The organism is Vibrio cionasavignyae, assembly GCF_050337155.1.
In the GTDB taxonomy this organism is placed as follows: Bacteria; Pseudomonadota; Gammaproteobacteria; order Enterobacterales; family Vibrionaceae; genus Vibrio; species Vibrio nomapromontoriensis.
This window is the reverse complement of record NZ_JAKJSR010000010.1, coordinates 470,815-492,310: the sequence shown is the minus strand read 5'-3', so window position 1 is coordinate 492,310 and position 21,496 is coordinate 470,815. Positions and strand designations below refer to the sequence as shown.

16 protein-coding genes are annotated in these 21,496 nt (G+C 44.8%); 11 read left to right on the top strand and 5 right to left on the bottom strand.

All coding sequences use genetic code 11. The annotated features are described in order from the left end of the window. Positions 1-151: 151 nt before the first annotated feature. From L4D74_RS05435 to L4D74_RS05420, 4 genes are all read right to left on the bottom strand, one after another. The gene (locus L4D74_RS05435) at positions 152-1,162 is read right to left on the bottom strand and encodes an ornithine carbamoyltransferase (protein WP_265675405.1); all 1,011 of its coding nucleotides are present in this window, start codon (positions 1,160-1,162) and stop codon (positions 152-154) included. A gap of 120 nt (positions 1,163-1,282) precedes the next feature. Then, the gene (gene arcC, locus L4D74_RS05430; protein ID WP_428751111.1) at positions 1,283-2,194 is read right to left on the bottom strand and encodes a carbamate kinase; all 912 of its coding nucleotides are present in this window, start codon (positions 2,192-2,194) and stop codon (positions 1,283-1,285) included. An 87-nt stretch (positions 2,195-2,281) separates the two neighbouring features. Continuing rightward, on the bottom strand, positions 2,282-3,502 hold the full coding sequence (gene arcA, locus L4D74_RS05425) for an arginine deiminase (RefSeq protein ID WP_428751110.1): 1,221 nt from the start codon (positions 3,500-3,502) through the stop codon (positions 2,282-2,284). Between the two features lie 911 nt (positions 3,503-4,413). Continuing rightward, the gene (locus L4D74_RS05420) at positions 4,414-5,865 is read right to left on the bottom strand and encodes a YfcC family protein (RefSeq protein ID WP_250617995.1); all 1,452 of its coding nucleotides are present in this window, start codon (positions 5,863-5,865) and stop codon (positions 4,414-4,416) included. 698 nt (positions 5,866-6,563) lie between these two features. Between L4D74_RS05420 and L4D74_RS05415 the strand changes: the two genes are divergently transcribed. From L4D74_RS05415 to pstB, 4 genes are all read left to right on the top strand, one after another. Beyond that, the gene (locus L4D74_RS05415; protein WP_428751109.1) at positions 6,564-7,385 is read left to right on the top strand and encodes a phosphate ABC transporter substrate-binding protein; all 822 of its coding nucleotides are present in this window, start codon (positions 6,564-6,566) and stop codon (positions 7,383-7,385) included. 92 nt (positions 7,386-7,477) lie between these two features. Beyond that, on the top strand, positions 7,478-8,410 hold the full coding sequence (gene pstC, locus L4D74_RS05410; protein ID WP_265675400.1) for a phosphate ABC transporter permease subunit PstC: 933 nt from the start codon (positions 7,478-7,480) through the stop codon (positions 8,408-8,410). A 5-nt stretch (positions 8,411-8,415) separates the two neighbouring features. After that, positions 8,416-9,279 carry a phosphate ABC transporter permease PstA gene (gene pstA / locus L4D74_RS05405; RefSeq protein WP_265675399.1) on the top strand — a complete coding sequence of 288 codons (864 nt, stop codon included), beginning with the start codon at positions 8,416-8,418 and terminating at the stop codon, positions 9,277-9,279. Between the two features lie 101 nt (positions 9,280-9,380). Next, positions 9,381-10,130 (top strand): phosphate ABC transporter ATP-binding protein PstB, encoded by a 750-nt coding sequence (gene pstB, locus L4D74_RS05400; RefSeq protein WP_265675398.1) that lies wholly within the window; start codon positions 9,381-9,383, stop codon positions 10,128-10,130. Between the two features lie 200 nt (positions 10,131-10,330). On the opposite strand, the gene L4D74_RS05395 is transcribed toward pstB, so the two are convergent. Beyond that, a complete protein-coding gene (locus tag L4D74_RS05395) occupies positions 10,331-11,530 on the bottom strand; it encodes an MFS transporter (protein ID WP_428751108.1) in 1,200 nt (399 codons plus the stop codon). 135 nt (positions 11,531-11,665) lie between these two features. Here L4D74_RS05395 and L4D74_RS05390 point away from each other — a divergent pair, with 135 nt between their 5' ends. From L4D74_RS05390 to L4D74_RS05360, 7 genes are all read left to right on the top strand, one after another. After that, positions 11,666-12,433, top strand: coding sequence for an ABC transporter ATP-binding protein (locus L4D74_RS05390; protein ID WP_428751107.1), 768 nt, complete (start codon positions 11,666-11,668; stop codon positions 12,431-12,433). A 19-nt stretch (positions 12,434-12,452) separates the two neighbouring features. Further along, positions 12,453-13,367, top strand: coding sequence for an ABC transporter substrate-binding protein (locus tag L4D74_RS05385; protein WP_428751106.1), 915 nt, complete (start codon positions 12,453-12,455; stop codon positions 13,365-13,367). An 8-nt stretch (positions 13,368-13,375) separates the two neighbouring features. Next, positions 13,376-15,367, top strand: coding sequence for a Fe(3+)-hydroxamate ABC transporter permease FhuB (fhuB, locus tag L4D74_RS05380; RefSeq protein WP_428751177.1), 1,992 nt, complete (start codon positions 13,376-13,378; stop codon positions 15,365-15,367). 347 nt (positions 15,368-15,714) lie between these two features. Beyond that, complete coding sequence (locus tag L4D74_RS05375; protein WP_428751105.1) at positions 15,715-17,481, top strand: IucA/IucC family protein; 1,767 nt, start codon at positions 15,715-15,717, stop codon at positions 17,479-17,481. Further along, positions 17,471-18,301 carry a GNAT family N-acetyltransferase gene (locus L4D74_RS05370; protein WP_428751104.1) on the top strand — a complete coding sequence of 277 codons (831 nt, stop codon included), beginning with the start codon at positions 17,471-17,473 and terminating at the stop codon, positions 18,299-18,301. The genes L4D74_RS05375 and L4D74_RS05370 overlap by 11 nt, the downstream gene beginning before the upstream one ends. Beyond that, a complete protein-coding gene (locus L4D74_RS05365; RefSeq protein ID WP_428751103.1) occupies positions 18,294-20,087 on the top strand; it encodes an IucA/IucC family protein in 1,794 nt (597 codons plus the stop codon). Before L4D74_RS05370 ends, L4D74_RS05365 begins: the two co-directional genes overlap by 8 nt. A gap of 10 nt (positions 20,088-20,097) precedes the next feature. After that, a complete protein-coding gene (locus L4D74_RS05360; RefSeq protein ID WP_428751102.1) occupies positions 20,098-21,438 on the top strand; it encodes a lysine N(6)-hydroxylase/L-ornithine N(5)-oxygenase family protein in 1,341 nt (446 codons plus the stop codon). Positions 21,439-21,496 lie beyond the last annotated feature (58 nt).

The following is a 21,496-nucleotide window of genomic DNA, read 5'->3' as shown; positions in this document are numbered from 1 at the left end:
TTAATCCCTGCCAGAGGCCTTGTTTATCTATATTGATGAATAGAATAAAGGGGATGTCAGTAAGGGAAAGTGAAAAATTATGCGAGCCTTATTCATACTTACCTTAATGGTATATTTGTAAATAAGGCTCGGCTTGTAAACGAGATAATAATTAGTCGCCTAGCGTTGCAACCATCACCGCTTTGATGGTGTGCATTCTGTTTTCTGCCTCATCAAAAACAATCGAGTGCTCAGATTCCACTACTTCATCAGTGACTTCACACCCTTGCGCCAAGATAGGGTAGTCTTTAGCAAGAGATTTACCAACAACGGTATCTTCGCCATGGAACGCCGGTAAGCAATGCATAAACTTCACGTGTGGGTTACCTGTAGCTTTTAACATATCCATGTTTACTTGATACGGAAGCATTAAGTTGATGCGCTCAGCCCACGCTTCTTTTGCTTCTCCCATTGATACCCAAACGTCAGTATAAAGGAAATCACAGCCTTGAACGCCTTCGCTTACGTCGTCTGTCAGCGTGATTTTCGCACCAGTCTGCGTCGCAATCTCTTGGCATTGAGCCACTAAAGAAGCTTCAGGCCAGAACTGCTTTGGTGCGACAAGGCGAATATCCATACCCATTTTCGCCGCGCCCACCATCAATGAATTACCCATGTTGTTACGAGCATCACCCAAGTAAGCAAACTTGATTTCATGCAATTGCTTGCCACGACCATGCTCCATCATCGTTAAGAAGTCAGCGAGGATTTGAGTTGGGTGGAATTCATCCGTCAAACCATTCCAAACTGGAACGCCAGCGTAAGCACCTAGCTCTTCGACGATTTCTTGTCCAAAGCCACGATACTCAATGCCATCGTACATTCTGCCTAGCACGCGAGCCGTATCTTTCATGGATTCTTTGTGGCCGATTTGTGAGCCTGTAGGGCCAAGGTAAGAAACTTGAGCGCCTTGGTCAAACGCCGCGACTTCGAATGCACAGCGCGTACGTGTGGATGTTTTTTCAAAGATGAGAGCGATATTTTTGCCTTTTAGGCGCGGCTGCTCGTAGCCATTGTATTTGGCTTTTTTAAGCTCAGCTGACAAGTCTAAAAAGTGCTGAATTTCACGTGGAGTAAAATCAAGTAGTTTAAGGAAGTTACGGTTACGAAGATTAAAAGCCATGATGATTTCCTTTTTGATTAGTCGCGATGCATGCGACCGATATTATCTATGTGATGATAGAGTTCAGTTAGGTATTGAGTATGTTGAACTCTATCTAGTGGTTTGTTTGTAAATAGGCGGTTAGCCTTTGACAATATTGGTGCCAGCCGTGCCTTCTAGAATATTAATGCCTTGCTCTAGTGAACCGATACCAACCACTTTTCCGCCATGGTTGATGAATTCACATGAGGCTTCAATTTTTGGTCCCATTGAGCCTGCATCGAACTGGTGTTTCGTGAGCTCACTTGGTGTGGTTGAGCGCAGCGCGTGTTGGGTTGGTTTACCCCAATCAAGGTAGACGGCGTCGGCGTCGGTTAGGATCAATAGCGCATCGGCATTGAGTTGTCTTGCGAGGTACGCCGCAGACATGTCTTTGTCGATGACGGCTTCAACACCAACAAGCTTGCCATTTTCTCTTTTGACTGGAATACCACCACCGCCAGTACAAATAACTAAGTGTCCTTGGTCAATGAGCGTGGTGATAGCCTCATGTTCAACGATGCCAGTAGGCTGAGGGCTAGGGACGACGCGGCGGAAGAATTCGCCATCGGGTTTTACGGTCCAGTTGAATTTCTCCGCTAACTCGCACGCTTCTTCTTTGCTATAAACCGGGCCAATCGGTTTGGTCGGGTCAGCAAAAGCGGGATCGTTTGGATCAACCGTCATTTGTGTCAGCATGCATGTAACATTAACAGCAGGCATTTGGTTCTTGAACTCTTGCATCAGCATGTAGCCAATCATGCCTTGGGTTTCACTGCCTAGTACGTCAAGTGGATACGGGTTGACTTTCTTGTACTCCAGGCCTTGTAGCGCCAGTAATCCTACTTGTGGACCGTTGCCGTGAACTAGGACAACGTTATATTCTTCAGCAATCTTAGAAATGGTGTTTACGGCAATTTCTATATTATGACGTTGCACGTCAGCTTCTAGCGGCTCGCCTCGGCGCAATAATGCGTTTCCACCAAGGGCAACAACAATGGTTTGTTTAGTCATGATTTAACTTCCTATTACTAGGGCAAAGTGGTTCGCTTTGCCCATAGAGATACGTGAGAGTGACGTAGTCTTGTCTATTCGTACTTTTTAGATACCATCTCGTTCAATCGGGCAGCTCATGCAGCGAGCACCACCACGTCCACGTCCTAACTCATCGCCAGGAATTGGTAGTACTGTGATACCAGCCTTGTCGTATTTCTCATTGGTATAGGTATTACGTTCGTAACCGATAACCACACCTGGCTTAACCGTCAGCACGTTATTTGCGTCATTCCACTGTTCACGCTCTGCTTCGAAGTTGTCGCCACCTGTTGTGATAAGGTTGAGTTTGTCGACTTGCAGGGCCTTCTCAATCGTATGAATGTAGGAGTCTTGCTGTTTGGCTTTAACAAAACCTGATTCATCACCCGTTAGACTCCAGCATTTCACATCGTCAGGAATGACATTTGGGTAAACTGAGAAGGTATCTTCACGCATATGTGTCATAACGGTATCTAAATGCATGCATGAGCGATCTTTCGGTAGTTCAAGGGCGATAATTTGTTTCGCTTGACCGTGTCTGAACAACCCGGATGCCAGTTGTTCTACCCCTTGAGGAGTGGTTCTTTCAGACATACCGATTAATACTGAGCCTTTGCCGATGACAAGTACGTCTCCACCTTCAATGGTAGAGCGGTCATAGGATTTCTCTTCGTCTCCGAAATATTTGACAAAATCTTGGCCAGCAAAGGTTGGGTGCCAGCGATAGATAGCTCTGACATGGTTGGTCTCTCTTTGTCGAGCCACCTTAGCCATTGGGTTGATAGAAACGCCGCCATACACCCAGCAAGATGTGTCGCGAGTGAATAAATGGTTAGGCAGTGGATCGATAATGAAATCCGTCGGCTTGTGCATAGACTGCAATATAGAGGAAGATTTCATTGGCATTTCACCAAAGGATAAGCCGCCAGTCAGAATTTTTGCTAACTCTAGATTAGGAATATCGCCAAGGTAACAACGAACGTCATTGGCAAAGGTAGGACCAAAACGATAATTAGAGATTTGTGTATTCAATAACCATTCTTTTGCTTCTGGTACGGCTAGTGTTTCTGCAAGTAAATTAGTGAGTAGTAAGACTTCAACGCCTTGGTCTCTTAACGTTTGTGCAAATACATCATGCTCATCGCCAGCGCGCTCTACGGACAATACGTCGTCGAACAGCAGGTCGTGGCAGTTAGAAGGCGTTAAGTGAGTAAGAGCGCGTCTTGGGCGATGAATGAGTACGCGACGTAGTTGACCAACTTCTGAACCGACATAAAGTTTATTCATGATCTTATCTCTCTTATTATATGACGGTTATTGATTGTTAATAGACCATCATAGTTAGGGTACGTTTTATTTATTAGCTTTGTCGTGGTGTTATTTATATTACTCAATATTCGAAGTGATTATTTGAGTTCAATCACAAATGTATTTTATTGCTCAAAACCTGAAATGACCTGTTAAATAACAATATGTATTCAGCGTGGATTTACGCATGCTAAAATTTAATAGCTAGTTGAATGGAATAATATTCATATTTCATTCAATCTGAGTGTTGTTTTGGTTTGCAGGCAGAATTTCATGCAATTGCAAAATCACTAAAGTGCGAGCTGTGAGAGTATTTATGCACTCATAACCGCTAGATATATTATTTTTCAATGTGAATTAATAATTTTTCAACAAACTTAGTGTGGTAATTTGCTACTTGTATCACAGTTTTATGCTGGTGGGGTTTCAGTTTTTAAGATGTGTCATTAAAAATTCTAATTAATATGACTTACCTATATTAATTCCAAGGTAAAAGAATATTAACAGGATTCTTTATTGATAGAGTATCGAATTAAGTTCGATAGTAAAATGACAAAGTTGAAGCGAATATATTTGCCAGTGAGCTTAATTGGTGCGATGAAAGAGAGCGTATAAAAGCGCGTGGCCTAGGCCACTGGTGAGCCGCACGCGGTCGATTTAAGGTTTTTTTGTACCTTAGTAGGATTTAGCGTTTAGCACGGTGTCTCCGCGTTTAGATGTGAGTAGAGAGATGTAATGAAGGACTGAGGTTGGCGATATAAAAACGCAACACATCCTGATAGAGCGATGTGTTGCGTTAGGTCGTGTCCGCTATATATTTGTAGTGGTTAACTAAAATTGCAATATAGAGGAGCCTTGTATTTAGGTGTATTTGTATTAGCTGCGTTTCATTACGCGATTAGCGCACCGATACTGAGCACGATGACACAAAAGACTGTCAAAATTCCGAGCAATGGTGCGACCCACTTAACCCATCGAACATAGGGCACTTTAGCAATCGCAAGACCACCCATAACCACGGCGGATGTCGGGGTGATGAGGTTGACCAGTCCCGATGCTGATTGATAGGCCGTGATCACGAGCTCACGTCCAACGCCGGCAAAATCGGCTAATGGCGCCATGATCGGCATGGTAAGAACAGCAAGCCCCGACGTTGATGGTACTAGGAATGACAGCAGTATTTCTAAAAAGAACATCACATTAATAAATACGACTGAAGACAGGCCAGTAATCATATGTTCAGCTGAATTCAGAATGGTATCCGTAATCATTCCACGGTCCATAATCACGACGATGCCGCGTGCGATACCAATAATGAGTGCAACTCCAAGAAGGTCTCGTGCGCCATCAATAAAACTATTGGTAAAGTCTTCTTCGCTCATTCTTGCGACGAGCCCAACCAGAATAGTCGCGGCAAGGAACATCGCAGATATTTCGGCCATCCACCAACCGGCGACAGATACACCATAAATCATGACAGCAAAAGAACCCGCGAAGATAGTTAAGATGACTTTGCGTGTCATGGTAAATTCAAGCTTTTCTCCGTTTTGATTGCCAAGGAAATGTGCTTTGTTCTCTTCATATTTGTCGTATACGATCGACTTAGTTTGGTCTTTTTGTACCATTCTAGCGTAGCGCATGACATAGGCGACACAAATCCCCCAGCCGGCAACCAGCATGAATACGCGCAGCATTATGCCGTCGGTAAAGGGTATTCCCGAAGCATTGGCAGCAATAACCGTCGCAAATGGGTTAATGGTTGACCCGAGTACGCCTATACCAGCACCAAGTAGTACAGTTGCCGCAGCGACCAATGGATCGAAGCGAGCCGCCATCATGACCGGGACTAACAAGGTATAAAAAGGGAGAGACTCTTCCGCCATGCCATACACTGTGCCACCTGCCGCGAATAGCGCCATCAGGATTGGAATCATGAGCTCTTCTCGGCCATGCAGCCGAGCGGTGACCCGTTCAATACCTGCATCAATGGCTCCAGTTTTCGTCACCAGCCCAAGAAAACCACCAATAACTAAGATAAATAAAGAGACATCAATAGCGGCGGCTTCATAGGTATTGTGGTCGTAGAAACCATCAATGGGTGCGAGCAAGACATCAATGACACCTTGTGGATTACTTTCAACAGATTGATACGTTCCGGTGACAGGCACTTCACGACCTAGGTCATCGTTCATTACTCGGTCATATTGCCCAGCAGGAATTATCCAAGTCAACATTGCCACGAGTGCAATTAAGATAAATAGAATGGTATAAGCGGATGGGAACTTGAAATTAGCAAAGAACCCCCGTTTATTCGTTTTTTGGGGTATCGTTTGTGTAGTCATAGCTTTCTCCTTATTCTATTCAGTGACTACTAAATAGAACGCTAGTAGAATATATTAAATTATATCAAGCACCACGTTGAAACTAATAATATAAATATAGAAAGCAAACTTCTTGTATTAAGAATTGTTAGTGCGGTTAGTTTATGATTAATGGATGAAAGTAACTATGTGGTTGTTCACAAAAAATGAGTTTAGAATAGAAGGAGGAATCGTATAATTAAATAAGCTGGATAAGATTGATGATATCTCGCATCAATATTCATAGATTAACAACGAACGTAACTATCATTACTTAAGTATAAAGCAGCGAACCAATTTGTCCGAAATTCTATTCATCCTTGTTATCAAGCGAACATCAAAACAAATCGGAGCTATTATTGATTTAAATCAATTGAGTGATGACTGCGTTGCCTAAGTAGTAAAGAGACGCAACGACTCTGGTTTATGACAGCCAACAGGTTAAATTGTCGAGAAATGTGACAGCTAAACTCAGTTGAAAGTCATCTTTTTGGCGATAAAAGCATCAGTACTGTCTGTAACTTGCTGAATTTATGGTTAATGATTGTTTTTTGTTCCGCGTAAAAAAAATGGCACTGTCATACACCTTTCAATTTAGTGAAACACAACTGTCATATTTAGCCTCTAATCTTGACCTCGTTGAAATGAAACAGGCAATCAAGCCAATAAAGGAAATTGTGATGAAAAAGACAGTTATCGGTGCTATCGCACTACTAGGCGCACTCGCAGTGACTCCAGCTTCAGCTAAAGAAACTATCTCTGCGGTAGGTTCTAGCAGCGTAACGCCACTGATGGAAGTTTTCTCAGAAACATATATGAAGCAACAACCAAACGTTTACATTGAAGTCCAAGGACCGGGTTCTTCTGCAGGCGTTAAAGCAGCGAAAAACGGTTCTGCTGATTTAGGCATGTCTTCTCGTAACCTTAAAGCGGAAGAAAAAGAGTCGACTCTAGTAGAAGAAGTTGTTGCTCGTGACGGCATCGCGGTTGTTGTTAACCCAGCGAACGACCTAAAGGGTCTGACAGCTGAGCAAGTAACGGCTATCTATAAAGGTGACGTGACTAACTGGAAAGATGTTGGCGGTGCTGATAAGCCTATCGTTGCTATCACTCGTGATACAGCGTCAGGTACTCGCGGTGCATTTGAAGACATCATGAGCCTTAAGCAAAAAATCAGCGGCATGAAAGTAACTGCTATCTCTCAGCGCGCTCAAGTTGCTAACGGTAACGGCGCACTAAAAACAATGGTAGCAAGCAACCCATACGCTATCGGTTACATCTCTCTAGGCACGGTTGACCAATCCGTTCATGCTCTAGAAATCGATGGCACTCCAGCAACAGTAGATAACGTGAAAAACGGCTCTTACAAAGTAGCGCGTCCATTCCTTGTCTTATACAAAGAAGGTAAGCCTTCAGCAGAAACTCAAAAATTCCTAGATTGGATGCTTGAAGATGACGCTCAAGCGCTAGTAGAACAGAAAGGTTACATCTCAGTAAACTAATCTGTAAGTAAAGAATCAATATTGCTCAGCCCACATTTTGGGGCTGGGCCTTTTCTCTATCTTTCGAATTATCGACAAATAGAAGTTTAATTATGACCATCGCAACAAATAGTGAGAAGCTTATGAGCGAACAAGCGACTCAAGCTGCAGCACGTAGCCTGAAGGCCAAGAAAAAAGTCGATTGGAAAGAACGTATTTTCCACGGACTGTTTTTATCCAGCGCAGTGATTGGCATTGTTTCCCTTGCCGTTATCGCCTACTTCATTGTTCGAGAAAGTATTCCAGCGTTCCAAGCTGCGGGTGTTTCTGGAATCGTCCTAGGTCAAAACTGGTTACCACCTGCGCTATACGGTGTTGCAACCATGATTGTTGCCTCTGTTGTATCCACGCTTGGTGCCGTTGTGGTTGGTGTGCCAATTGGCGTATTAACGGCCATCTTTATTGCTGAAATTGCCCCGAAACGAGTGGCGGATATCATTCGCCCAGCCGTGGAACTGTTAGCGGGTATCCCATCAGTGGTGTACGGTTTCTTCGGTCTGGTTATTATCGTTCCGTTAATTCAGCAAGTGTTTCAAGTACCAGCAGGTAACACGATCCTAGCCGGTATTATCGTGTTGGGGATTATGATTCTCCCAACCGTTATTACGGTTTCTGAAACCTCGATTCGTGCGGTCCCTCATGCGTATAAAGAAGGGTCTTTAGCGTTAGGGGCTTCAAAGATATTCACTATCTTTAAGCTACTCGTACCGGCGGCGCGTTCAGGCATTATGACTGGCGTCATTCTGGGTATTGGTCGTGCATTGGGTGAAACCATGGCGATTATCATGGTGATGGGTAATGCCCCTGCGATGCCAGAAGGGATTTTAGATTCTGCTCGTACCCTGACAGCGAACATTGCCATTGAAATGTCCTATGCAAGTGGCATCCACGCCAATGCGTTGTACGCGACGGGCGTTGTGTTATTGGTCTTCATTATGATGCTCAATGCCGCACTATTGTACTTGAACCGTGAAAAAGCGAAGTAACGATTATGGATACTGTAAAACTAAAACAAGCACGTAAAAATAAAGATACGCTGCTGAGTGTATTTGTTTGGGCGTCTGCAGCCCTTACCGTTGGATTTTTGTTTTGGATCATTTGGTACATTTTATCCAATGGTCTTCAGCACGTGAGCTGGAGCTTTATCACCGACGATTACACTCGTACGGGCGATGAGCACGGCATTTTCCCGATGATCATCTCAACGATTTACATGGTGATTGCGTCTATTGCAGTGGCTGCTCCTCTTGGCATTATGACGGCAATTTACTTGACCGAATATGCCAAAGTTGGCAGTAAATTGGTTAAAGTGATTCGTTTCTGTACCGAGTCATTGGCGGGTATTCCATCGATTATCTTTGGTTTGTTTGGTATGACGTTCTTCGTTGCCATTCTAGGTCTTGGGTTCTCGATTCTGTCAGGTGCACTGACACTAAGTATTTTGATTCTTCCGGTTATTATTCGTACTACTGAAGAAGCCTTAATGTCGGTACCACAAACTTACCGTGAAGGGTCTTACGGTTTGGGTGCCTCAAAAATCTATACTATCTGGCGCTTAATCTTGCCAAGTGCAATGCCAGGTATCTTAACGTCGGTCATTCTTAGTATTGGTCGTGTCATTGGTGAGTCAGCGCCTGTGTTTTTAACAGCAGGCATGGTAGCCCGAATTCCAGATTCGCTATTGGATTCAGGCCGTACCCTAACGGTTCACTTATACAAATTAACGACTGAGCTGTTCACCATTGAAGAGTGGAACCAAGCCTACGGGACAGCCACAGTGCTTATCGTATTAGTGCTGCTAATCAACATGGTAACCAAGTTGATTGCAAGCCGCTTTAACACGGCAACCTACTAACAGGTACGCCAGTTCGAATAGCAGAACGTCTGCAACGTCACCAGAACACAAAGAGTGCACGTTGCAAAACAACGACATTAAGAATGAAGAGATTATAGATTATGAACAAATTTAATATTGAAAACCTAAACCTATTTTATGGTGAGAACCAAGCGCTTAAATCGATCAACTTGCCTATCCCAACCCGTCAAGTGACGGCGCTGATTGGTCCTTCTGGTTGTGGCAAGTCAACATTACTGCGTTGCTTGAACCGTATGAATGATTTGATTGAAGGCGTTAAAATTAACGGTTTACTTGAAATGGATGGCACAGACATCTACGGCAATATCGATGTATCAGATTTGCGCATCCGAGTGGGCATGGTATTCCAAAAGCCAAACCCATTTCCAATGAGTATTTACGAGAACGTCGCGTTTGGTCTGCGTGCTCAAGGCATTAAAGACAAGAAGCACATTGACATGGTCGTTGAGCGTTCATTGCGCGGCGCGGCGCTTTGGGATGAGGTAAAAGACCGTCTTAAGTCGCACGCATTTGGTCTGTCTGGCGGTCAGCAGCAACGTTTGTGTATCGCGCGTACTATTGCAATGGAGCCGGATGTCATCTTAATGGATGAGCCAACGTCGGCACTCGATCCTATTGCAACGCACAAGATCGAAGAGTTGATGGAAGAGCTTAAAAAAGACTACACCATTGTTATTGTGACTCACTCGATGCAGCAAGCTCGTCGTATTTCAGATCGCACGGCTTTCTTCTTAATGGGTGAGTTGGTCGAGCATAACGATACTCAAGTGATCTTCTCTAACCCTAGTGATGATCGTACTCAAGGTTACGTGAACGGTGACTTTGGTTAACTTTAACGTTTTTGTTGTTACCTTAGGGTGTCGCATGAGCGTAATCAACTAAGGTAACTTGAGCTAAATAATCACTATAACTATAAGCGATGGAACTTTTGCCCCTCTATATGAGGGGCTTTTTTTGTCTTGCTAATCGGCATCCTATTTGGGTGGTAACTATAGTTGCTAGTTGCTAGTTGCTAGTTGCTAACGGCTTATTACGTTCGCTGTAGGCGCGGGTAAGTGATGATGGTAAATAACGTGAAAGCAAATAATACGCTAAACCATAGGGGGTTAATGAATAGTGCAGTGCTTGCTGTGACAAAGAGTGCCGAGAGAGCAAAGCCTAAGGTGTGGCTGGTAGCCAGCAAACCACTGATCTGTCCCTGATGACCACTTTGTTTACTCATGGCTTTGGTCGTGTAGGCCGGGGTCAAGATGGCATTGCCTACCGACAACAGACTGATGCCCACTAGATAGGCGATGATATTGGCAAGGAGAAACAGAGAATAACCCATGATTAGTAGCAGACCACCCCAAAATAGCATTTGCTCCAGAGACAGTTTTTTCTTTTTGACAACCCCGATCTGGGTTGCGAGTGTGACGACCGCACTGAGGGTTAACAAGTATCCGACCCAATCAGAGAGAGACTCAGCCGAAAGGGAAGAGACTGCGCTTAGTAAAGGAGTTAGAGAGTAATGCAGTACACCCAGTGCCGAGCAAAGTAACAGTGCAATGATGAGATAGCGTGGAATCGTCATGGTTATTGGTTTATCTAACGCTGTGTGTGTGATGGGTTTTGGCGTCAATGCGGGTGTCATGAGACAGACAACGAACAACCCTAAAGCGGCGAATCCGACCACTGTGATGGCGAACAAAGGGTCGAGTTTTATAAGGGCAACGGCCAATACAGGGCTAAGAACTCGGCCCATACTTAGCGATGCGCTGACGGAAGTGATAGCGGATAATCGATGTTGTTCCCCAACGGTCAATATCGCCCAATGCTGGCAAGCTGGGACCAACCCAGAGACAGTAACACCATAAACGATTCTTAGCATTGCGAGCAGCACTAGCGCTGCGGTGGTTGTCAGTAACGCTTTATCTAGGGCAAATAAGGTCGCCGCCATACCTGAAAAGCATAGAGAAAGCCCCAATAGCGCGGTTAAGACAATAGACTTAGGACCACGTCGATCACTGCGTTTTCCCCAGTAAGGTGCGGTAGGGATGAACAACACGGTACCAACGGCAATTAACATTGACCAGCTTGCGAGGGTGATGTCTGTGGTTGTCACCAGTATTGGCAATGAAACAAGAAGAGCGTTTTGCCCAAACCCAATAAGTGACGCAAATAAACAAATGGTGTAGAGCGATGTATTAGAAGGTCGTGCATTACCAGTGATGGACGTATCGTTAAACATATCAATGAGTTTTCATAGGGTAATGACAGTAGACTCTAAAGTAATTATAATGCGGATACAAACTTTTCTCATTCGCAATTAATTTAAGTTTACAGTTAGTTAAAATTGCGCCTAGCACGAGATGTCTCTTAGATTATGTTTTCATTAAGACAAGCCAGTTACCACATAGGGTCGCATGAAATATTAGCACCGTTTGATTTGAGCTTTAACGCAGGTGAAGTGACCTCTTTACTGGGTCACAATGGCAGTGGCAAATCCAGCCTTATTAAATTGTTAAGCCGTCAAAACCAAGTGTCTGCGGGCGAAGTCATGCTAGAAGATCAAGATATTGAGGGTCTTACAGCAAAAGAGTTTGCAAAAAAAGTGGCATACCTTCCTCAGCACCCTCCTGTCACAGATGGTGTGACCGTTCGTGAGTTAGTGATGTTTGGCCGCTACCCTTGGAAAGGGGTGTTAGGGCGGTATACCCACGATGACCATCGTATTGTTGAAGAAGCGATTGACCGAGTGGGCTTAATGGCATTCGCCAATCGATTTGTCAGCACGCTTTCTGGAGGAGAGCGCCAACGGGCATGGGTCGCCATGCTATTGGCTCAGCAAACGTCGTGCATCTTGCTAGATGAACCTACGTCAGCATTGGATGTGACCCATCAATATGAATTACTAAAGCTGATACGCGAGCTTAATCAAAGTTTAGGACTCACCGTGATCATGGTGATACACGACGTAAATATGGCCGCCCGGTTTAGCGACAGGCTAGTGGCACTCAAGCGAGGCAAAATCGTTGTTGATGGTGCCCCGAATGATGTGATGACAGAAGCATCACTGAGTGAAATTTACGGCATGCCATTAAGTATTTTTAAAGACCCTGAATCTTGCAACCTCATCAGTTACGTTCGTTAAATGAAATAGGAATGCCAACGTGTTAACTCGAATTATCTCTACATTTTTTATGACGCTGTGTCTTTTACTTTCAACATCGACGTTTGCCCGCATGATTCAGCATGATTTAGGTGAGCAAGCGCTTAAAGGCACCCCAAAGCGAATTGTCGTGCTGGATTGGGCTTTGGCAGAATCTGTGCTGGCATTAGGCATTCAGCCTCTAGCCGTCGCTGATGTTCCAGGCTACCAAGATTGGGTAGGGGTGCCGACATTACCTTCAGACACGGTGGATGTGGGCTCTCGTCGAGAACCAAATTTGGAGCTGATTGCCAGCTTAAAACCTGATCTGATTATTATGAGTGCCCACCTTGCGCCTGCTTATAAAAAACTTAACTCGATCGCGCCTACACTGGCCCTCACCATTTATAACGATAGCAAACAGCCGTATCAAAATGCCAAGCGTATCATCCAGACATTAGGTGACGTATTTGAACGCCAACAAGCCGCGCAGACGTTGATTGATAAAACGGCAGCTAAATTGGCAACGAACGGAGAGAAAGTAGCGCAGTGGCAAGATAGTCGTTCATTTATCATGATACGTTTCATTGGTGACAAACACGTTCGGATCCATAGTGATGGCTCACTAATGAACGACACCATAGCGGCGATGTCGATGACCAACGGCTGGCAAGGTCCCACTAACAGCTGGGGTTTCTCTTCTGCTAGCGTTGAACAGTTAGCGAAGCATCAAAACAGTAATGTGTTAATCTTTGGTCCTTTGAGTGAGCAGGAACAAGCGACGCTCAATGGATCGCCATTATGGGGTGCGATGGCATTTACTCGAGAGCAGCGTGTTGCCATTGTTCCCAAGGTGTGGACGTTTGGTAGTTTAATCGCAATGCAAAGGTTGAGTGATGAAGTGGTCACTCGCGTTGCAGCGCTAAATGCGCAATAGGGTTGATGATGCAACTAGCCATTTCCCCATTAAAAACACAACAGAGTAGGTTTCATCTATTGGCGTTTATGACGCTGTTAGTACTAGGCTGGCTGTTGGTTCACGCGCTTCCCTATCAGTTAACGCTATCTGAATGGCAGACCTTTCTGTTCCATCGTGATGATAGCGACTTTAGACAACTCATTCTGCATTTTACCTTCTTCCCGCGTTTATCCATGGCCTTGGTTTGCGGTGCGTCATTAGCCGTTGCCGGGTGTTTAATGCAGCACTTGTTGCAAAACCCCATGGCCTCTCCAACGACATTGGGTGTCGCGGCAGGTTCTGAGCTAGGTATGACCGCAAGCTTACTCGTGGGCTCCGTCGCTGGTGGGTTCACTCAATATATGTTTGCTTTCTCCGGAGGACTGCTTGCGGCGGGCTTAGTGTTTTTGCTAACCGCTAAAAAAGGCTTCGCACCGCTACAAATGGTATTAGCAGGAATGGTTGTGACTCTGTTTCTAGGCGCGACGAACATGATGTTGGTGATGCTAAATGAGCAACAGTTAACCAGTTTGTTTGTTTGGGGTGCGGGCGCACTCACTCAGCAAGGTTGGGAAAATACGCAACTCGTTTTGGCAATTCTTACGCTTACTATTGTGGTGATTGTGGTGATTCAGCGACCACTTGCAGCGCTTGGACTAGGTAGTGAGGTGGCCGAGTCTTCAGGGGTGAATGTCGCTCGAATTAGATTATTTGGGTTGACCTTATCGGTACTCATTACCTCTATCGTTGTTGCAACGGTAGGCGTGATTGGTTTTATTGGCTTAGTTGCACCAACGGTCGCTAAAATGTTGGGTGCTCGCCGATTTATCCATCGTGTTTTCATCAGTGCTCTTGTTGGTGCGTTGTTGCTGCTTTTCGCTGATTTACTGATTCAACCATTCTCTGGCGTCTCTAGTGAGTTACTTCCCACCGGGGCAATAACCGCGCTACTAGGCGCACCTTGTCTTTTATGGCTGCTCACAACCAACAAATTCTCAGCGAGCTTTAAAGCCGAAGATGTCGCGACGAAGCGCTATCATCCTCGCTCCTTTCCACGAATATCGAGCCTCCTTTGTTTGTTATTAGTTGCACTCTTTTGTATAGCTGTGTTTTTAGGGCGAACTCAAACAGGATGGCAGCTCTCTTATGATTGGAGCATTATTGACCTAAGGCTACCTAGGGTACTGGGGGCGATATTTGCAGGTTGTGGACTGGCGTTGGCTGGAACGATTGTGCAGAGGATTACCGTTAACCCAATGGCAAGCCCGGAAGTGATGGGTATTAGCTCTGGTGCGGCACTTGCTTTGGTCCTATGTGCATGGTTGGGTTTAACACCAACCAGAGCGGAACAAATTCTTTATGGTGGCATTGGTGCGGCGTTGGTGATGATGGCAATTCTTCAATTTAGCAAGCGATCCAATTATGCACCCACCCAGTTGTTATTGACGGGTATCGCTGTTAGCGCAGCGCTTGACGCCATTTTGAGGGTCGCTTTGTCATCGGGACAAGATAATGTGCAAGCGTTACTTACCTGGCTCTCGGGGTCTACTTATTTAGCGAGTTATCAAGATGTGCTGGCGTTAGCGTTGGGGGTATTGGTTCTGGGGGGAGGGGCGTATTTGTCCTGCCGATGGCTAGACATACTCAATTTAGGGCAAACCTCTGCCGTTTCCGTTGGTATAAACACGAAACGAACGCGTTTAGTATTGCTGATTATGGCATCACTGCTGACGGCATTAGCCACATTAGTGATAGGTCCACTGAGCTTCGTTGGCTTACTTGCTCCGCACATTGCTAGGGGGCTTGGTCAATATCGAGCTCGCCATCAATTGGTGGTTAGCTGCTTAGTGGGCGCCAGTTTAATGGTTACAGCTGACTGGCTTGGCCGTACAGTATGGTTCCCTTGGCAGTTTCCGGCAGGGTTGATGGCGTCAGTCGTGGGTGGTGGATACTTTCTTTTGCTGTTGCGTAAGAATTAATACTATTTGGAGTGAGTACTTTTCACTACGAGTTTGGGAGCAACTCGATGAATGAATAGTACTATGAACTCAAATTATCAATAATATTCACGTGATACAACTCACAAAAAAAGGCACGGGGACGTGCCTTTTTTATTGGTCTTTTTGATGGTTCTATCAACCTGTTGCACGTCAGTTCCCCGGCGTTACGTTTACATTTCGACCATATCTCGTCATCAGTTCGTTCCAATCTCGATAATACTGCTTATTCCTCAAATTACCCGCACAACAAATCTATTGTAATTAATTATGATAATAATTAGCATTCGCATTGTTGTTTGTGGTTCAACTTATAGAGGTAATGACAGATGAATCCTAGTCAAGCACGTACTACGGATGTAGCGGCAAATTGTTTCTTTAATGGGCTTTATCGAGAGTCTCGCTTAGCGAGTATTGTTGCGGTAGGCGAAGACCGGTTTTTAACGATACCGATAGGCAGCAATAGTGACATACGAGTCAAAGTGTTACGAATGTCTAAAACGGGCATGAATTGTTATTCATCGACGATTGTTCGAGGTGATAGCGATGGTAAGTGGTGGGAGTTCATCACATTCGAGCGTGCGGTTGAGTGTATTCTTTCAAACGCGGAGCTCGTGGGCGATATTTCCGCTTCGCAAAAATCTGCATTTTTGGATGCGGTGATGGAAAGTCACAGAAATACTTGGGTTGCCTTGGATCGATATGGCCATCATCAGGACGATAAAATGTGGCAGTTTCTTGAAGCTGAACAAAGTTTGTTCATTGGTCACTCCATGCACCCAGCGCCAAAGAGTCGCTCGAATCTGAGTATCGAGCTAAGCCAGCAACTTTCACCAGAACTGAAAGCGTCATTCTGTCTAAGGTGGTTTGCAGCTTCTGATGACATTATGGTCGGCGATTCAGCTGGGACTGAAAGTTGGCAAGATTATTTGCTTGAATTGCGACAAAGTGACAGTAGTTTGCCAGATGAGATACATGAGTATGACCACCATCAGGGATGGAATGTCTTTCCAATGCACCCGTGGCAGGCGGAGCAAATGTTGGCGCTTAGCAGCATACAGCCGCATGTGAAATCGGGTCAGTTAGTTGATTTAGGTTTTGCTGGACAATCTTGGTCTGCTACATCCTCAACACGTGCACTGTTTAACCCAGACTCTCCTTTCATGCTCAAATACTCTTTGAGTGTCAAACTGACGAATTCGATTCGTTTACTCTCTGAAAAAGAAGTAAAACGCGGCGTTGCTTTGGCTTCTATTTGTGAACATCTCACTCCATCGCAATATGAACTCATCAGCCATGAGCTTAGGATTTTACAAGAACCCGCCTATATGGGGTTAGTTGATGGCGATGGGCTAATCATTGACGAATCGCTGCTTACCATTCGCGAGAACCCTTTTAGGGCATCACTTGAGAGCTCTCATCGCTCCCAAGCCGTGTTAGCCACATTATGCCAGCAAACGCCTTACTCCAGTGATAGCTCTGTGTTGTCATCTATGATTCGTACCCAAAGTAAGAGGAAAAAAGCTTCCGCTGAGTCTGTTGCGCTGGAGTGGTTCGAGCAGTTTTGTGACAAGGTTGTGTTGCCTATTTTTACGCTTCAGAGCCAACTGGGCATCGTGCTATTAGCCCACCAGCAAAATATCGTTGTCGAAATGGAAGAGGGCTTGCCAACTCAAAGCTACTTTAGAGACTGTCAAGGCGTTGGGCTGACGAAATTGGCGTTTAGTCTATTCCCTCATTTGGGCAGTCCGACTGAGACCGATAATTATTGGAATGACGATAAAGTGAATCGTTACTTTCCCTACTACCTCATTATCAACTCCGCTTATGGTGTCATTGCTAGCCTATCGAGCTTGGTGGATGAAGATCAACTATTCATGATATTAAGATTGCGGTTACTCGCGCTGTATGAAAGTAACCCAGCCGACCATGATTGCTTGAAGTACGTACTGACCTCGCCAAATTTGTGCTGTAAAGGTAACTTTTTCTGCTATTTACATGGACTCAATGAGAACTCGATCCCTGATCCGTCCATTATTTACTTTGATTTGAATAACCCCCTTGTAGCAACACAGGAGTTAGTCGATGAACTCTGATGCATTAGTTAAAAAAATAGAAGCGCAGTTAACTTACTCAACAAACAATGAGGGCGTCGCACTTTCTGACGATGAATGCCGTCGCCTAAATCTATGCCCATCTTGGCTTGAGAATAACGAGCTGTCTAAAGCCGCCTTTTATCAATTGACGGCTACTGGACACAAACATCAACCCTCTGATCGCTTTCCTTTAATACTGGAACAGCGAGATCCACGAAAGGGCTATAACCCGCTTCGCCCTACTAAGCCAACAGGGGAGGTCTACAGCCGTTTTGACGTCTCGCTAGACAAGGTTATTTCGTTTCGTACTTTCGATCCAAGTCGCGATATGGATAGGTTTGAAAAGTGGATGAATGATGCCAGAGTCGCCGAGTTCTGGGAGCAAGCATGGACCAAAGATAAACTCGAAGCGTTCATTCTTGAGCGACTCTCTGATTCTTTCACATTGCCGTTAATCGGAGAGTTTAATGGGCAGCCTTTTGGGTATTTTGAAGTCTATTGGGTTCAAGAGGATCGACTCGCGCCTTACTACGACTGCCAAACCTTTGATCGGGGCATACACCTTTTAGTGGGTGAAAACAGCTTTCGGGGGAAAGCGCATTTTGACTCGTGGCTATGGGCGCTATGCCACTATATTTTTTTAGATGATGTTCGCACCACGCGAATCGTTATGGAGCCTAGAGTTGACAATGCAAAGTTATTTCATCGCTTAACGACCACCTGTTTTGAAAAGTGCTTTGAGTTTAATTTTCCTCATAAAAGATCGGCACTCATGATGATGCTAAGAGATCGCTTTTTTACGGAGGCTCGCAATGGATGATATGACCGCTATCTCTTGTTATTGGGCGGCCGCGAATCGGCAAATGGTCGCGAAAATATTAAGTGAATTTTATTATGAAGGCGCATTTGATATTGGTAAAAGTGAAGCATTTGTCAACATGCAAGAGTATTACGCGTGGGTCGGTGAGTCTAAGTATCTTTTTATGGGCCAATGGTATATTTGGGATAATATCCAGATTGATCCTGCATCGATCCGCCGGATAGATAATGGCAAGGAAAGCGACACTATCGAAGCGCTTCATCTGCTTGAAGATCTAAAACATCATTTACCAATGACCGATGAGCAAGTTGCGGAACATGTAGAAGACATGAACGCTACGCTCTATTCGGACTGTCGTATGATGGCAAATAGAGCCGATTACTCGGTAGAGCGTTTATGTGATATTTCCTTGTTACAGCAGCAAGCAATCGTTAATGGTCACCCCAAATTTGCTTTCAATAAAGGCCGACGAGGATGGGGAATTGATGACTTACAAGCTTACGCTCCTGAGTATCAAGCCCAGTTTCAACTGATGTGGGTCGCAGTATGTCGCGACACATTGCAGCAAGGTATTGCCAGCCACCTTGACTGGAATGAACATTTGAATTCGAGCGTGCTTTCTGCCGAAGAATGGTCGCAGTTTCACCAACAAATCCACGCCTTGGGTGTTGATATCGCCAGCTATGTGATTCTACCTGTGCACCCATGGCAATGGCGCAGCAAAGTATCGTTAGCTTTCATCAAGGAACTGAGTGACCAGACACTGATTTATTTAGGTGAGGCGGGGGCTTTCGTTTCATCTCAGTTATCGATTCGAACATTATCAGTTCACCCATCTGGGGCGAATACGACTGCGCCACAATATGATATTAAGTTGCCGCTGACGATAATGAATACCTCTTGTTATCGCGGCATACCAGGACGATATATCAAGGCTGGACCTTATGCGTCAAGTTGGATTAAGTCACTGTGCCGCAACGATAGTGAATTGCAACGCCTTGGGACACAGGCATTGGAGGAGCCAGCCAGTTCCTACATTAACGCTCAGTGTTATGCGCCGTTAACGAACGCCCCGTATCGCTATCATGAATTACTGGGAGTCATTTGGCGGGAGTCGGCAGAAAGCCAAATAAAACAAGGCGAACATGCGTATGTCATGGCGATGCTGTTTGAGCAGGACAGTCATGGTAACTCGGTCATTGTTGAGTTGATCAAGCGATCAGGGCTTGCGCCAAAACAATGGCTAAATAAGCTATTTGAAGTCGTGGTGATCCCTTATTACCACTTGTTAGCGAAGCACGGTATTTCCTTAATTGCTCATGGTCAGAATGTGACGCTTATCTGCCGGGACAATATACCTCAGCGCATTCTATTGAAAGACTTTCAAGGTGATATGCGATTAGTTCAATCCGATATCCCTGAACTTGACGGGCTTCCCGATATTGTTAGGCAAGTGACAACTCGCCTTCCTGAAGAATTGATTATTCATGACTTGCAGACGGGGCACTTTGTTACGGTTTTGCGGTTTATTTCACCACTTCTTCATCATTTAGATGTGTCAGAGCTGGAATTTTACCGCTGCCTTTCTCGAGTTATTAGACAGTACCAACATCGACACCCTGATCTTGCTGAACGGTTTGAAAGCCTTGATCTATTCAAACCAAAAATCCTAAGACTGGGGCTGAACTTGTCTAAATTCCGACACAACACCGATAAGAGCAGCGATCGCATGCTACCGGATATGGTTCGATATATGGACAACCCACTTTATATTGCCGAACAATAAGGAACATTAAATGAAACACACCACAGTTCATCAAGAGATATACGATTTGATTGGCGTAGGAGCTGGCCCATTTAATTTAAGTGTTGCCGCGTTGGTTAATGAAACATCCACGGTAAAAAGTCTTTTTCTAGAGGCCCGAAGCCAGTTCTCTTGGCATCCTGGCCTGTTGTTAGATAATGCACACATGCAAACTCACTTTCTGAAAGATCTCGTGAGTGCGGTGTGTCCGACGAGTCCATATTCATTTCTCAATTATCTAGTGACCAAGAAAAAATATTACCGCTTTTTAAGTACAGAGCAAAACTGTATCAGCAGGCAAGAGTTTTCCGATTATCTGCACTGGGCCAGTAATGAAATGCCTAACGTACAGTTTAATCACCCGGTCGAGCAGATTGAAAAGCGCGACGGCCTTTATCATGTTCACTCTAATGGACAAATATTTAAAGCAAGACACCTTTGTTTGGGAACAGGGAAAACGCCATTTTTCCCCGAATCAGCTAAGCCATTTTTGGGAGCTAACGTGTTTCATGCCGCAGAGATTGCCTTACGTGACCGAGACTTTTCGGGGCGTAAAGTGACGATTGTTGGCGGTGGGCAATCTGGTGCGGACATTTTCCTTAATATTCTTAATGAGAAATGGGGTAAACCAGCGAGACTTAACTGGATCTCGAGACGAGCCAATTATCAACCGTTGGATGAAGCTTCCTTCACTAATGAGTACTTTACTCCAGACTACGTTGAAAACTTTTATAAGTTAAATCATGCCATTAAGGAAAAAGAAGTGGCTAGCCAGAAGTTAACTTCGGATGGGGTGACCCAGAAGTGCTTACTGGAGATTTACCAAGCGCTCTATCAAAGGTTTGATGTCGCTGGTGAAGAACGTTGGGTGCATTTACTGCCACATAGGACGATGGTTGAGATGAAGCAAGTAGGGGACGCTTTTAGATTACATTATCAAAATGGTCTAACTAGCGGTGCTGAACAGGAAGACACGGATATTGTTCTTCTGGCGACCGGCTATCAGGGGAGTTTACCCAGCTGCGCCAAACCGCTAGAAGCGCATTTTCAACGCGATCACAACCAGCATATTTGCCTTGGTCAAGGATTTAATATTGCTCAATTCGATCAACAAAATTACGGCGAGGTCTTTGTTGTTAATGCAGGAATTCATAGTCACGGTATCGCTGAACCACAATTAAGCTTGGCGGCGTGGCGAGCGGCTAAGATCATTAATTCGGTGGCAAATTCGCTGATATTTGATATTAGCAGCCGAGGTGACTTTATCGATTGGAATACGCCTAGTAATACAAGCTTATCAATGAATCATGACGAAAATCATCAGTTTGCTTAATTGAATAGCAAAAATCATCCACTCAACTCTCGCATTTATATAATTAAGGGAAATAAAA